The sequence below is a fragment of the Haloferula luteola genome (assembly GCF_014201715.1).
GTDB lineage: Bacteria > Verrucomicrobiota > Verrucomicrobiia > Verrucomicrobiales > Akkermansiaceae > Haloferula > Haloferula luteola.
On record NZ_JACHFD010000016.1, the window covers coordinates 1 to 14,247 of the forward strand.

Annotated in this window: 11 protein-coding genes; 6 read left to right on the forward strand and 5 right to left on the reverse strand. The window is 58.7% G+C overall.

Annotation, left to right across the window (positions count from 1 at the left end; translation table 11 throughout):
* Positions 1-61 precede the first annotated feature (61 nt).
* The 4 genes from HNR46_RS14670 (at position 62) to HNR46_RS14685 (ending at position 3,083) form a co-directional block, all read left to right on the forward strand.
* Positions 62-361, forward strand: coding sequence for a hypothetical protein (locus tag HNR46_RS14670; protein WP_184020112.1), 300 nt, complete (start codon positions 62-64; stop codon positions 359-361).
* A 200-nt stretch (positions 362-561) separates the two neighbouring features.
* A complete protein-coding gene (locus HNR46_RS14675; protein ID WP_184020114.1) occupies positions 562-918 on the forward strand; it encodes a DUF2200 domain-containing protein in 357 nt (118 codons plus the stop codon).
* A gap of 198 nt (positions 919-1,116) precedes the next feature.
* Positions 1,117-2,016 carry a dioxygenase family protein gene (locus tag HNR46_RS14680; RefSeq protein ID WP_184020116.1) on the forward strand — a complete coding sequence of 300 codons (900 nt, stop codon included), beginning with the start codon at positions 1,117-1,119 and terminating at the stop codon, positions 2,014-2,016.
* Positions 2,017-2,159: 143 nt separating this feature from the next.
* Positions 2,160-3,083: a PEP-CTERM sorting domain-containing protein gene (locus HNR46_RS14685; protein WP_184020118.1), complete on the forward strand. Its 924-nt coding sequence runs from the start codon at positions 2,160-2,162 to the stop codon at positions 3,081-3,083.
* A 108-nt stretch (positions 3,084-3,191) separates the two neighbouring features.
* On the opposite strand, the gene HNR46_RS14690 is transcribed toward HNR46_RS14685, so the two are convergent.
* The 3 genes from HNR46_RS14690 to HNR46_RS14700 all read right to left on the reverse strand — a co-directional run bounded on the left by HNR46_RS14690 (position 3,192) and on the right by HNR46_RS14700 (position 7,886).
* Positions 3,192-4,940: a right-handed parallel beta-helix repeat-containing protein gene (locus HNR46_RS14690; RefSeq protein ID WP_184020120.1), complete on the reverse strand. Its 1,749-nt coding sequence runs from the start codon at positions 4,938-4,940 to the stop codon at positions 3,192-3,194.
* A 224-nt stretch (positions 4,941-5,164) separates the two neighbouring features.
* Positions 5,165-6,724: a sulfatase family protein gene (locus HNR46_RS14695; RefSeq protein ID WP_184020122.1), complete on the reverse strand. Its 1,560-nt coding sequence runs from the start codon at positions 6,722-6,724 to the stop codon at positions 5,165-5,167.
* Positions 6,725-6,755: 31 nt separating this feature from the next.
* A complete protein-coding gene (locus HNR46_RS14700) occupies positions 6,756-7,886 on the reverse strand; it encodes a metallophosphoesterase (RefSeq protein ID WP_221285189.1) in 1,131 nt (376 codons plus the stop codon).
* 401 nt (positions 7,887-8,287) lie between these two features.
* On the opposite strand from HNR46_RS14700, the gene HNR46_RS14705 reads away from it, so the two are divergent.
* Both HNR46_RS14705 and HNR46_RS14710 read left to right on the forward strand, forming a co-directional pair.
* On the forward strand, positions 8,288-8,692 hold the full coding sequence (locus tag HNR46_RS14705) for a BlaI/MecI/CopY family transcriptional regulator (protein ID WP_221285190.1): 405 nt from the start codon (positions 8,288-8,290) through the stop codon (positions 8,690-8,692).
* A 9-nt stretch (positions 8,693-8,701) separates the two neighbouring features.
* Positions 8,702-10,378 carry a M56 family metallopeptidase gene (locus HNR46_RS14710; protein WP_184020126.1) on the forward strand — a complete coding sequence of 559 codons (1,677 nt, stop codon included), beginning with the start codon at positions 8,702-8,704 and terminating at the stop codon, positions 10,376-10,378.
* An 80-nt stretch (positions 10,379-10,458) separates the two neighbouring features.
* Here the strand turns inward: HNR46_RS14710 and HNR46_RS14715 are convergent, their stop codons facing one another.
* Both HNR46_RS14715 and HNR46_RS14720 read right to left on the reverse strand, forming a co-directional pair.
* A complete protein-coding gene (locus tag HNR46_RS14715; protein WP_184020128.1) occupies positions 10,459-12,177 on the reverse strand; it encodes a hypothetical protein in 1,719 nt (572 codons plus the stop codon).
* Between the two features lie 228 nt (positions 12,178-12,405).
* A complete protein-coding gene (locus tag HNR46_RS14720) occupies positions 12,406-14,103 on the reverse strand; it encodes an MFS transporter (RefSeq protein ID WP_184020130.1) in 1,698 nt (565 codons plus the stop codon).
* Positions 14,104-14,247 lie beyond the last annotated feature (144 nt).

The window sequence follows — 14,247 nt, forward strand, 5'->3', positions numbered from 1 at the left end:
GAACAAAGTCCCCGACTTCGTCTGATAGGGGACCTTTGTCCGTCGCTCCTCGAGCTCCTTATTGTCTGTCCAACTCTTCAGGGGGACGCTCCAAGCTGAACGGATCGGCGACGGATGCCCGCGCGCCAAACGAGCCCATCTGGTTTGGCGTGAGCAGCGCCGCCGACGAAGGCAATTCCGCTCTCTCCGGCATTGGGGGTTAAAAACCACAGGTGGTGCCGCTTACCTCTGGCCGGATCCCATTGACGAATCCACCGGCCTCGCCGATCTGGAGCTGGTCCTGAAAGAGCTGGTAGAAGGCGACCGGACGTTTGCTGGAAAAGAAGTGCTAGCCCTCGTTCTGATGATGGATCCCCAGTGATCCCTAGAGCGACAAAAATACCAATCCGACCGAAGAGAAAGGCGACGACGCAGGGAAGCAAGTTTGCGGCATCAAGCGTCACCTGGCGGTGGAGACACGGGGCCTGAAGTGGATTCGTGGAACGAGGCGATCGAAGTCTCTGGTGCGTTGCCCTTGCCTCGAAGAGTTGCTTTGAAGGGGAGTTTGAAGGAGAAAGGGGAATGGCGGGACACCGGATTGAATCCACACCTTTTGCGAGCGTGTATCCTCTCTACCTTGCGAAGGTGGAGAGGAAGGGGAGGAGCAAGCAAGAGCTGGATGAGATTCTTCGATGGCTCACAGGATGGCAACAGGATGAGTTGGAGGAGGAACTCGCCCAAGGAACTCGATTCGACGATTTTTTTGCCCGAGCGCCCCAATTGAATCCTGCTCGGCAGTGGATTCGAGGAGTGGTCTGCGGAGTCCGAGTGGAAGAAGTGGAGGATCCGCTGATGAGGGAGATTCGCTATCTCGATAAATTGGTCGACGAACTCGCCAAGGGGAAGGCGATGGAAAAGATTTTGCGGAAGGAGGCCTGAACCGGGGAGTCCGGAAGGCGAATGAGAAAAATGGGAATGGCCATCAAGGGTTTGCGTCCTTTCAAGAATTCTCTGAGTGCCTGCGCAACTTCTGGTAAAATGAAGGCTTTAAGGGAGGTGATGAATGCAAGCTCCCCCCTCTCCTCCGATTCTCAGTCGCCACGTTCGGTGAACGGGCCGACCCCTTATTCGCATGGGATGACCCGGCGTCATGTGCTGGGCATGTCCCTAGTGACGACCATCTCTGCCGTGGGAGGGGGCCTGGAGAGGGTGGGAGGGAGTTGCCAACAAGTGGCGCAGGAGACGGCGGGTCCCTTTCCGGCCGACGGAAGCAACTCCAGTGGTGGAGCGATCAAGAATGTGCTTACGGATCCCCGGGTGCTGCGTCGGGACATTCGCTCGGACTTCGATGGGAAGAACCCTCAGGTGGGAGTGCCCTTCGAGTTGAGCCTGAAGGTTCGCAATCTGGATCGGGACTGCGAGGCATGGGCGGGATGCTTCGTCTACATCTGGCATTGCACGGCGCAGGGCGCCTACAGCCAATACAGTGGGATGATGGCGGGTGGCGATCATGAGGACCATCATTTCCTGCGCGGGGTGCAAGCCACCGATGAAGAAGGCGTGGTACGGTTCCAAACGATTTTCCCAGGTCGCTATGATGGCCGAGCGACCCACATCCACTTTGAGGTGTATGCACCCGATGCGAAGATCGGCACGGTGGACGGGCTCGATGGCAAGCTTTTGGCGACTTCGCAGTTGGCTTTTCCGGAATCGCTGACGGACGGAGAGGAAAGTCCCTACCACGATGTCGATGTTTACGGGAAGAGCCTGACTCGCGTGTTGAGCAATGAAAATGACAATGTCTTCAGCGACGGGACCGAGACTGAGATGCTGACCATTGTGGGGGATTCTCAAAAGGGATATCAGGCCAGCATTGAGGTGGCGATCTCCGAAACCCCAGCCGCGCCGTCGGGCCCTCCGGGTGGGGGCCCACCGTCTGGTGGGAGGAGCGGGCATGGAGGGCCGGGTGGGGTTCCGCCCCGTCCAGCTCAAGGCGAGGGCACTCCGCCTCGTCCCTTGCCCAGCAAGGAGGATTGAGTGTCCACGCCGGCGATTGGGCGTCTCACCGAGCCCAAAGGCCCGCTGGGCTTGGCGAGCCATCCTCGCTGAGAAGCCGGAACGTTGCGGTTGGTGCCGGAACTTCCGGCTTGTTGTTGCGCCGCCTTCGCGAAGGTTGGGGCATGGTTCGCAAGTTGATCCTTTCCGCTTTGCTGTTCGGCTCCGTTTTCGGGATGGCTCCGGCGGCGGAGCGGGTCCTCTTTGTGGGGAATTCGTTCACTTTTGGCGCCGGGTCTCCTGCGAAGTTCTACCGGCCCGAGGGAGTGGTGGATCTCAATGGAAACCATTGGGGAGGGGTGCCGGCGATGGTGAAAGTGCTTTCGCAGGAGGCCGGGCTGGATTGGGAGGTTTTCCATGAGACGATTCCCGGGGCGAATCTTGATCGGCATCTACGGGAGAAGTCGGAGTTGTTGGATCAACGTTGGGATGTGGTGTGTGTGCAGAGTCATAGCTTGCTGGATCGACAAAATCCCGGGGACGCTACTTTGCTGATTGGTGTCGCAGGGGGGCTGGTGGATCTGTGGGTGAAGCAGAATCCTGAGGTGGATTTGCGGCTCGTAGCGACCTGGTCTCGGGCAGATCAGATCTATCGGGGGGAGGGCCGTTGGAAGGGAACGGCTGTGGGCCAAATGGCGATCGATCTGCGTGCTGGCTGTGAGGCGATCGCGGCAGGGAACGACCCTTGGGTGAAGGGAGTCATTCCGGTGGGAGAAGCATGGAATCGTGCCTTTGCGGCGGGCGTGGCGGACGACAATCCTTACGACGGGATTTCGTTTGGCGAGGTCGGGCTGTGGGCGTGGGACCACTATCATGCGAGCATCTACGGCAGTTATTTGGAAGCTTTGGTGATGTTCGGAGATGTTTCTGGTCTCGATGTGAGGTCGTTCGGAGGGGCTGAGACCGTGGCCATGGAAATGGGCTTTCCGGCGGATCTCACGAAAACATTTCAACGCTTGGCGTTTGAGGAACTTCGCGCTCAAAAGCCGGATCGGGAGTTTTCCGCATTCGAAGGGAAGGCACTGAAGAACGAGGTCAATCCTGAGTAGGAGGATGATTTCGGTGCCAACTGATCCTTGGAACGGGTCTTGAGGTTGGCCTGTGTGGAGGCTAATCCATTGGCACGTTGAATGGGTCCGGCGGCCTGTGCACGGGATTCAGTCGACATGTCGAAGCCGGAAAAACCGGCGAGGAAATGACCCGGAGGCATCGACGGGTGATCCTCGGAAGATGGTGGGTTGATTGGAGTTGGGATAAGGTCCGAGCGCGTCGAGTTCGTATCCCCATTCGTAGAACACCGGGCGATCGCTATCGAAATAGATGAGAAAGCGATTTCCGACGATCTCGACCTCGGTGATGCGTAGGGTTCCAGCAGGGGGTGCCGGTTCGAAGGCCCCGGGGTCGGGTCCGTATCCGAGGACGCGGAGGTTCCCGGAAGCGTCGATGTTTTCCCATTCGTCGTTGAGAAGGTTGGCTTTCCAAAGGGTGGACAGGGCGGAGGGATAGGTGAGATGGGGATCCCCCGCCGTCAGGGGTTCATATCGCGTCTTCCCCTGCACGGTGGTGGTTTGCAGCGTTGCCGGGAGCACAAATTCGACGGGATGAAAAGGGTCCGATTGGAAGTAGCCGTGATTAGGCAGGTCTGGGTCCGCGTCTTCGAGGATTTCCTGGGTGACGTGGTTGGCGATGAATTGAGGGACTCGGTGGTTTCCTGTGAGAAGTCCCACCGAGCCATGAAAGGGCTGGAAACCATTTGCGGCGATGTTTTCGTAGAAGAGGTTTCCTTGGAAAAGGGTGGGTTGGCCTTGGGAGGAGAGCCCCACTGCCGCGCCAAGCGAGGGTGACTGATGGATGTCTCCCCCCGTGGTGTTGTAGGCGAAAGTATTGTGGGTGAAGCGGGCGGGCCCGTCGCAGCCGAGGTAGATGGCACCACTATGCACATAGGGGAATCCATGTTGGCCGGAATGGTTTCCCCAGAAAAGGGAGTTCACGATTTCGAGATCACAGGATCCTTGGAAATAGACCGCAGCTCCTGCATTCTGGGCGTCATTGCCGCGAAATTGGCAGCGAGCGAGGGTGGTGCGAGGTGGAGAGCCCTCTGACACGTTTCCACGGATGTAGAGTGCGGCTCCGAAAGTACCAAGATTGTCGTAGAATTCACAATCGACCAGCCGCACTGAGGGGGTCTCGAAGTAGCCGGCGGTCCCGCTGCCGTAAGGCTGATTGTCGTTGCCATTGCTACTGAAAAGGCAGCGTTCGAAGATGACATCTGAGGGGTCGTTTTCCCCCTGGAGGTAGCAGACGACCATCCCGAGGCTGCTACTGCTATGACCTTCGGCACTATGATTGAGGAAGCGACAATCGCGGACTTCGAGGGCGCCGCCGGATTTGCAACAGATTGCTCCACCCAAGGGGGTGAGGCTGCCGGTGCCGTCGGGGCAGGCTGCGACGAACCAGATGCCGTCGAGGATGGTGGTTCCGGGAGCGGGCTCCACAGTGACCAGTCGGTCGGTGTAGAATGAGGCACCGCCATAGGGCTTCCCGTCGGGCAATCCGTCGCCATTGTTGTCAGGAATGGATCCCGAGTAGTCGCCTGAAAAGACGGTTTTGTGCTGTTCGGAATCGCGTGTTCCGCCGCCGGCAGGATAGCCGCCTTCGAGGAGAATTTCGCCGGCAAGGAGGAAGGTTTTTTCAGGGGAGGTTCCGGGGAAATAGGTTCCCTCCGCGATGCGGATGGTGTCTCCGGGTACGGTTTCGAGAAGGGCTTTTTGAAGGTCGGGAAATGCTTCCTTCCAGGTCTTTCCGTTGGGTGAGGCGATGCGATTCGAGGCATCGACGTGCCAAATCGTGGCCAGAGCGGATGAGAGGGTGCAGGCGGCGGCGATGGAACGAATGAGAACATGCATGGGCCTAGGTGGGGTGAAGCGCACGGCTCGTGCTGGTTCTGGCATGCCTAGGGCAATTTGGCTTCGGATTCAAGAAAGGGTCCGAATCCGAGGTGAAACTGCGAAATTTCTCCGACCTCTTTGGCGCCTAGGCAGACTGGCAGTGACCGGCCGTTAGGACCTCGATGGAGGAAGGTGGCCGGGTCCGCTCAGTGGGCGGATTTAGGGAACGAGACCCACCGATCTCACGGGGCCTCGGGGCGCCATGGGGTTGGGGGCACGGATTCGGGGTGGTCGTGAGCCCAGGCCGGCTCAGGAAACCAACGGATCGGCGAGTAGCGCGGATAGGTTTCGAAAATGTCTCCCATGCCAAGCACTCGAGGATCGGAGGTTTCCTTCAGGTAAGTCTCAAGTTGGTGAGCGAGCTGCGTTCTCAGGGCATCGTGGGCCGGCACTCCGGCGAGGTTGTGAAGGCAGCCAGGATCCGTGACGATATCGTAAAGTTCTTCGGAGGGGCGGTGATCCACGGCGAGATGGAAGAAGGAGGCGACCCCGGGATCGTCGCGGTGGGCGATGAGTTCGTCGAGTGACGGCGAGGCGTCGATATCGTGGTAGCCCGCGTGGGCCTCGCTGAGGGGGGATTGGGGGCCGGCGGTGAATGTTTGCCCAGGTCCTGCAGGCCAGCGTTCGGGTTTGAAATTGCGGATATAGAGATGCGTCGGGGTTCGGAGGCAACGCTGCGGGAAGCCAAGCGAGTGAAAGCGGGATGACGAATGGCGCTCACGACCTGCGAAAATAACGGAAGGACCGGCGGAGGAGTCGATGCCCTGAAGAAGGGGAAGGAAGCTGTGGCCAGAATGCGGAAGATCGGAGGGGGGATGCATGCCGGTGGCCTCACAAAGGGTGGCGGTGAGATCGATCTGGCTGACAAGTCGATCGGATTTCCTGCCTGCAGGCGCGTGATCCGGCCATGAGATGGCGAGGGGCATGTGCAGCCCGAACTCGTTGCAATTGGCTTTGGAGTAGGGGAAGGGCATGCCATTGTCGCTGGTGATGATGATGAGGGTGCGATCGTATTCACCCGATGCTCGTAGCAACTCGAGGATCTCGCCGCAGTCCCGGTCGAAGCGCTCGATTTCAAAGGCGTAGTCAAGAAGGTCGCTTCGGATTTCCGGGGTGTCGGGGAGGAAGGGAGGCACTTCGGCCTGGTCGAGAGTTTTTCCGGATCTGAGTCCACTGCCTTTCTCGTAGCTGCGATGAGGGTCGGAAGAACCGAACCAGAAAACGAATGGGGCGCCTGCGGGACGTTCTTTGAGGAAGCGGGCAAAGGCCTTGGCATAGGGACGCTGATGACCGCCATAACTGGGGCCGGCGGGGTTCTGAGTACGGCCGTCGGCCTTCCAGTTCCCGGGTCCCCAGCCTTTTCCCACATAGCCAGCGTGGTAGCCGGACTCTTCCAGGAGATCGACGAAGGTGCGGTAGCGTTTGCCAAAGGATGAGTCGTGGGTGCCGGCGTGCTCGATTTGCCAGATGTGCCGACCGGTGAGAAAGGCGGCGCGGGAGGGACTGCAACCAGGGGAGGCGCAGAAGGCCTGAGTGAAAAGCATGCCCTCGGCGGAGATGCGATCAAAGTGGGGAGTCGCCACCATTTTGGAGCCATACGCGGAGGTATGAGGAAACGACTGATCGTCGCTGATCATCACCAGAATATTGGGGCGATCCGCAGCTGCCGCGAGTCGAGAAGAACCGAAGGCGATGAGAAGGAAGCAGAGACAGGCAGAAGGGTGAAAGAGGAGCCTTTTCATGGCAAGAATTCGTGGAGTTGCGCAGGGAAGCTCATGGTGCCGGGGCGAGGGTGAGGGTGAATTCGTGGGCGGCGTCGTGCTTCCAGGAGAATGCTTCGGTGGTTTGGGAAGCGGCGAAGAGGGGCGAATAGGTCCGGGCTTTGACGGTTTGGCCATCTGGCTGAAACTCCAGCAGGCGCAGCCACCCATCTCCGCCGTTGCCATTCCAGCCAGAGATGGCCTGAGGATTGAACATCATCAGGTGGACATCCTGGCCGTCGGCGTTGCGTTCGGTGCGGGAGACCGACATGGTTTGTGGGTCGCCGGAGTGCCCGCAGATCACGAGGCCGATGTTGTGGGACGGGCGCACGAGGCGTTCCCAGACTTGAACTCCCTGATTGGCGGGGGCAACGGCATAGGGGGCCGACTCGATGATGGCACCGGACGTGTCGAGGAAAGAGTGGGTGAGGAGGATGACCCGATGATGTTCAAATCGATCGGATGAAATCAATCGGGATGCCCAATCGAGCACTTCATCGCGTGGCGCAAATTCCAATGAGACGATCAGAAGACTGCCCCAATTCGGATCGTGAAACTGGTAGGCAGCGTTCTCGAGGGAGGCCGTCCCCAAGGCATTGGAAGTGGTGGCAACGAGGGTTTCGTTCCAGAGTGCATTCCGGGCAGGGGTGAAGTACTGGGAAAACCGTGACTGGCGGTTCTCGGCATTTTCGTAACCGTAGTCATGGTTGCCGGTGGCTAAGATGTAGGGATAGACCGCGTCGAGTCGGCAGAAGGCACGAGAGACATTCGCCCATTGCTGTTGGCTGGTTTGATTGCCATTACGGCCTCCTTCGTAGAGAGTGCCACCATGGGTGGTGAGCAGGTCATTTTGCTCTACTAAGTCGCCGGTACAAAGGACTGTTTTGACTCTGAGCTGATCCTTCTGGGCGGCCGCCCAAGCGGTCATCAACTCGAAGATGGGCTGATTGAGATCGAACTTGGTGTAGCTTTGCGGATCACCGAGGACGATGAGGGAAAACGAGTCGGGGTTCTCAAGACGGGGAGGATCCTCAAGCGCGACATCCGGCGGATGAAAGTGCCGCTGATCGGTGGGTGGATGGCTCTCCCGGGGAGCCGCGACAAGGGAGCAGGTCAGCAAGGCCGGAAGCAAAAATCGAGACAAGGAATGCAGCATGGGTTGAACGGGAATGACTACGTAAAGTGGCTGAAAATCTATCGGTTGAGAGCGATGGAAAGAAGGAGTTCGCAATGGGTGGTGGGGTGAATCGGTTATTCGTCGCTACAAATGTAGTGGACAAATCATTACGTTTGTAGTGGCGTGTTGGAAGCTAAGGAAATCGGTCCATGCTGGCGCAGAAGTCGCGAGGAGATCATGGAGGTTCCAAGGCCGAAATGATCAAGAACATCCCTGTTATTGGATGAATCGCTAAAGTGATGAAAACGTACCACCCTATCCTGTTGTCCCGCCTCTCGCGAGGGAGGGAATCGGCGACCCCATCGCGCTCTGCGCTTCATATTGGGCTTGATCCCTACGAATGTAGTGGACAAGCGATTCCGCATGAGATGGACTTTTGTCCAAGTATGGAGGCACCCAAGATATCCGAATCCGAATGGGCCGTGATGGAAGTGCTGTGGGAGGATTCTCCGCGATCGGCACCCGCGGTGGCGAAGCAATTGAAAAAGCAGACCGACTGGGCCGAGAATACAGTGCGCACCTTGATCACGCGATTGGTTGAAAAGGGGGCATTGAAGGTGGAAGACGAAAGCCAATCGCCGAAGCTGTATGGTCCTGCCGTGGCCCGCGAGGAGTGCGTGGAAGCGGAAAGTGAATCCTTCATGGAGAGGATTTTCAAGGGTGCGACCCAACCTTTGTTGGTGCACTTTGCGAGCCAGGCACGACTGAGCCCAGAAGAGGTCGAGGAGTTGAAGAAGCTCCTCGATGAAGCCACCGACTCGAACCTTTCCTAATTGACGATCATGAAATGGCTTGAAGACCTTTCTGAGTGGCTGGTGGCCACTTCGGTACGGGGCACGTTGGTAGCTCTTGCGATCTTCGGGATGCAGTGGCTGTTGCGGCGCGGTTTGCCGGCAGCTTGGAGACATGCTCTCTGGCTTCCCTTGATGTTGGTTTTGGCCTTGCCCGTCCTGCCCAAGGTTCCATTCGGAGTCCTCCCCGGCGAAGTGCAGGGGATGACGGGACGGGAGGTTGCAACTCCGTTGGTGGAGAAGGTTGCCGGGGCGGAAGTCGTTTTCACTCCGGAGACGAAGATGAAGTCGAATTGGCAGTGGAATCCGCTGGCGATGATCTGGCTCGGTGGCTGTGGTGGACTTCTGGGGTTCAGCATTTTGGCGCACCGGAGAGTGCTGGGTCGCATGCGTGCTGCGAAGGTTCCGACTTGCGAGAGTTTGTCGAGATGGGTGGATGAAGCCGTGAAAGAAGTAGGTCTGGCGAAGGCCCCGGAAGTGATGGTCTCGCGCGGTGTGGAGAGTCCCGCGGTGACGGGTGTTTTCCGGCCGGTGCTGTTGTTGCCGGCGGGTTTTCCTGGGAGCTTGGGGGAAGGTCAGGCGCGTTTGATTCTGCTGCATGAGCTGATGCATCTGAAGCGTTTCGACCTGCCTCTGAATGCGCTCAGTTGGGTGATCCAAGCGATGCACTGGTTCAATCCGGTGGTGTGGTTGGCGTTTTCCCGGATGCGGGTGGATCGGGAGGCGGCGTGCGACGCACAGGTGCTGGCTCTGAGTGGAGACGATCGTCGATCGGACTATGGGCATGCGTTGTTGACCTTGCATGCGTCGATGGGTCCCGTGAGACGATGCCCGGGATTGGTGGGAATCTTCGAGAGCCGTTCGGCCCTGAAAGAGCGGATTCGAGAGATTGCCTGTCCGCGCAGAAGTCACCCTGCCTGGGCCGCGGTGGGCGTGACCTGCATGGGATGTCTCACGCTGCTGGGGGCCACTCAAACGCGAGAGAGAGGCCCTCGGGATACTCCACGGACTCCGATGGCGGTTGGAGAGCTGGATCCATCGCAGGTGGCCTTGGAGAAGTGCCTGGATGCGGTGATCCTTCCAGAGTTGCACTGGAAGGATTGCGCGCTGGAGGAGGCCGTGGATGATCTGCGAACTGCTCTGCGGAAGGCGGCTGAAATCGCCAAGGCTGAGTTGCCCAAAGAGGTGAGCTTGATGATCCGAGCTCCTCGAGGATTCCAGCCCAAGCGAGTCACTTTCGAGAGCGATCGTGTTTCCCTGCGGAAAGCGCTGGAAGTGGTGGCGGAATCCAACGGCTTGCGCATTGAGGTGGGCGACACGGGAATCGTGTTGAGCCCGCGGGAAGCGGAGTCGATGCCGAAGGCGCCGCGGACAGCGGATGCGGAGATGATTTCTGCTGCCAAGGCGATCGTCGTTCCCGAGATCGAGCTGGTGGGGGCCGCGCTTGTTGAGGCTGTGAATCAGCTCAATCAGCAAGTTCGCGAGGCCTCCGCGGGTGAGCCGGCATTCGTCATCCGAATCGATCCTCAGAAAGTCGACGAGCACCAGATGCTTCCGGAACTGCGTTTCAGAAAGATCTCGGTGTTGGAAGCTCTGAAATACTATGCCGATGCGACCCAGACTCTGCTGACCGCCGGAGAAAAGGAGATCTGGATCACTCGACATTGAGAGCTTGTCCACGCGCTCTCCGACAAACCTTCAAAAAGGCGGGCCGAAGCGGCTCGCCTTTTATCGGTTGGGGAGGGACGTTAGGGGTTTTCCGTGATTCTGAAGAACCCACGGGTTTCAAATCCAGAAGGGACGGGAATGATGATGGGAGAGTTGGCGACATCTTCGAATCCGGGAACGGGTGTGAAGGGAGACATCAGATCGGGGGACGCTGAAATGGAGTAGGTGGTGGACGGTTGAGGATCAAACTCCAGTGTCGCATGAGTGGTGGATCCGGCACCGTCGCGCTGCAATGCGGTCAGTCTGAAATGCAGATCGGGAATGATGGGCATGGGGAGGGCGAATGCCGCGATGCAGCCCGTGCAGAATCCGGGTTTCTGAAAGGTTCGATTTTCCGGATTGGCAGCATATTCCGCGAGGGTTTGGAAGCCCTCAAGTTGGCCCCCTCCAGAGGCTTGGAAGTAGTTCGCGCCGGCAAGATTGTGTGGCTCCAGTCGATTGCCGGGGGCGTCTTCGCCCCAGTAGTAGAAGTTCAGGAGGTTGCCCCCGTAGGTCGAGGTGGTGATGGTGGCATTGCTGTTCGTGATGAAGTCGCTGACGGTGGCATACTCGCCGATGTCGCCATCGATCGTGGCATCCCCTTCGTAGACCACATAGAAGCCGCCGGTATGGGGATCATAGGAGGCCCCGTGAATGGAGTTCGCATCGAAGGCTTCGTAACGGGGATCGCCCTCCGTCGGAATATCGGCGGCGGTGTTGCTCAACCAATCGGCGACGGTGGGCCAAGTGACCACGTCTCCGTAGAGATTGATGCCGTAAACGATGCCAGAGGTGGGGTCGCAGGTGAATGCCTGGTACTCCCGATAGCCGAATTGGCTGGCCTCGTGGAACCCGCCGCGGAAGTTGGCCACATCTGCGACCGGAACCTCACCGCTTTGAATTCCGCTGAAGCCGTAGATTTCTCCGTCGTCGCCCACGAAATAGAGGAAGCGATCGTCCGTGATCACCGGAGGTTCGGGGGCGTCTCCGGTGACGGTGACAGAGAGGTTGTCGAAATGGATCGGCCCGGAATTGGGTGCGATGTCGAAGACGAGGTAGCGGGAGGTGAGTGAAATCCCGAAGTTTCCACTGTCGATGGGAGTCGTTCCGTCATTCAGGTAGATCTCGTAGGTCGACAGTTGCCCGATGGTGGTGTCGACATCTTGAAAAACGAGCCGCAATTCGACGGGTTCGCCGTAAGGGAGATCGGCGGCGATGGATTGGTTGACATCTCCTCCATTGGGATTCGAACTGGCATCGATGCGTTTGAAGATTTCCGCGCTGGCTTGATTGGCATTTGCGGCGAGCTGGATTCCGAACGGTACGGCGTCCACCGTTTGCGCAGGTGCCGTGGCAAGCGAGAACGAGCAACGGCGATTGATGGTGTCGACCGTGTCGTTGTCGATCGTGAGGTTGATCTCGTAGATTTTGCCCCGGAGATCGTCGCCAAAGTCGAAGGCGGTGAAGCCATCGGCGGTGAGGGTGATGGATCCGATGTTGGGGGCTGGGTCGATGCGGAGCGCATTGTCGTCGATCGAGTAGGCGGTATCGGCTTTCGCCGCTCCGCTGGCGTAGTAGGAGAGCGAGACGTCTACGCTGGCTTGACCACTGAGGCGCGATTCCAATGAGGAGTTGACCCCGTCGGTTCCGAAGCCTGTGGTGTTGGAGCTTCCTTCGCTGAGGTCAAAGGTATCGGAAAAGATCAGTTGGGCTTGGGCGGAAAAGGGAATGAGGAAGGCAATCGGAAGGATGGATTTCATGGGTTTGGATCATGCTGGCACGCCTGGGTTTGGGCTGGGTTGGGTGCCTGCCATCGGTTGCATGTCCTGTCGGGGCCAGCCGTTCGCAAAAAATGGATTTTTGCGATTCGAGGGCCGGCGAGAACCGGTCCCGGAAAGGGACCGATTCGAAAAGGCGTCGATCCACGGGGGGATCGGGATGGGCATTGAGATGGGTGTTGGGAGGAGAGCGTGGCCGCCTCGAGCTTTTCAAGGACGCTGGGGTGGACGGTCCTTTTTGAGGTTCATGGCGCGCGCAGCGCGGGACAGGCTCGAGCTGGCGCCGCGGCTGGTTTTCTTGAGCATCTCATAGGGAAAGGCCGTCATGCGGCGCATGCCCATGTTGAGGCCGGAACTGGTGAAGATGCTGCTGCGAACCGACGCAAAGACCTGATCGCGGACGGCGGATTCACTGATGGTGCCTTCTTCGTCGATGAGTGACAGGCGGTGCCAAGCATAGAGGCCAGTGAGGGCAGCGGCAAAAAAGACAAAGTCGATGCCACGGAAGCTGACAGCGGAAAAATTAAGAGCCGAATCGGTTTGGGAAAAATCGTGCCGGTAAAAGAGGTCGAGGCTGATCTCCTTGGTGGCAAAATAACTGCCCAAGGCACCACCGACGATGGGCGCGATGGCGGCCGCGAGGCCGGCGCAAAAGGCATTGGTGCCGAGGTAAGAGGTGGCGTTGCCGTGCGGGGCGAGCCGTAAGGCGATGTTGGCCGAACAAAGATTGAACCCTGCTGTGGAGATGCCGCCGATGAAGTGAATCAAGACCAGGAGGGGAACCGTGAGGGCGTAACGTTCCGGCATCGTGGTGAAGGGGTAGAGGATCAGCAAGACGATGAACAGAGGTACAGTCACGGCGAGCACGCTCTTGTTGCTGAAGCGGTCGGCGATGCGGCCCCAAACGCGGAAGAAATAGATGTTGGTGACTTGGCTGAGCATGGCGAGGAGGATGACGCCGCTCATGGGGAGCCCGATGCGTTTGAGAATGTAGACGGCGAAAAAGGCTCCGGACATGATCACGGTGAAACTCCACGACGCGGAAAAGATGAGGAGGCGGCGGAAGTTCGGATCTTGGACTGGAGTGATGAGTCGTGTGAGCCAGCGAGTGCCGGGTTCGCTGGGAGTCATGCGGGGTTCAGGCATGAAGCCGACGGCGACTGCCGCCACGAGTCCAAAGAGGGAGGCCGCCAAAAAGACGACGGCATAGGCGGGGGCATCTCCCCCTAGCATTTGGGAGAGAGGGGCGATGCCAAATCCTCCGCCGAGGCTGAGGAGAGCCCCGAGAGCCGTGGCGGCAGAGAGGCGGGAAGCGAGGATCGAACCGCGGGATTTTTCGGGCAGCAGGTCTTTGATCAGGGAGGCGGTGGAGCACCCGGCAAAAGCCCCCCCGATGAAGAAAAGAATCATGAAGGTGGTGAACAAGCCAACCTTGGAACCGTCCGGTGCAAGAAAGGGAACGAGGGCGGCGGCGACCAAAAAGAGTCGGGATGCAAGGGCGGCGACAACGCTGACGAGCTTGCGTCGTCGGACTTTCTCGATCAGCAAGATGGCGGGAATCTGTGCCATTTGAGCGATCGGCGCGAAGCTGGCGAGGAGGCCGATGATGAAGTTGTTCGCCTGAAGGGCGAGAGCCATGCCGGGAAGAAAAGCACCGGTCACGAGAATGGTCATGGCGTGGGAACCGAGGCATTCCCAGGTGAAGACTTTGAGGCCTTTTTCGCGATCGTCATCCGTCAGTTGTTCTGTTGGCAGAAACCCAAACATCGTCGTCGCGCCTGCAGGTACGATGCCAGAGGGTGCAGCATCGAGACCGCGGGTGGTGGCTGATTGAGTGATAGCGCGTTTTTCCGGAGGCTGGAAGGTTCGGGAAATCCTGCGAGCCCTAGGGGCGGTGCCAAGCTGCATGGGAAAGCGTGCAAGATGCGAGGTGCCTAAGGGGCAACGGATCCGTTGTTAGAGGCATTGGTGCTTGCCCGAAGTTGGAGGAGTCCCCTAGGGGTAGGGTCTCCATCTCTTTTGCATGCCTTGAATGATCCTGTTCGAGGAGGT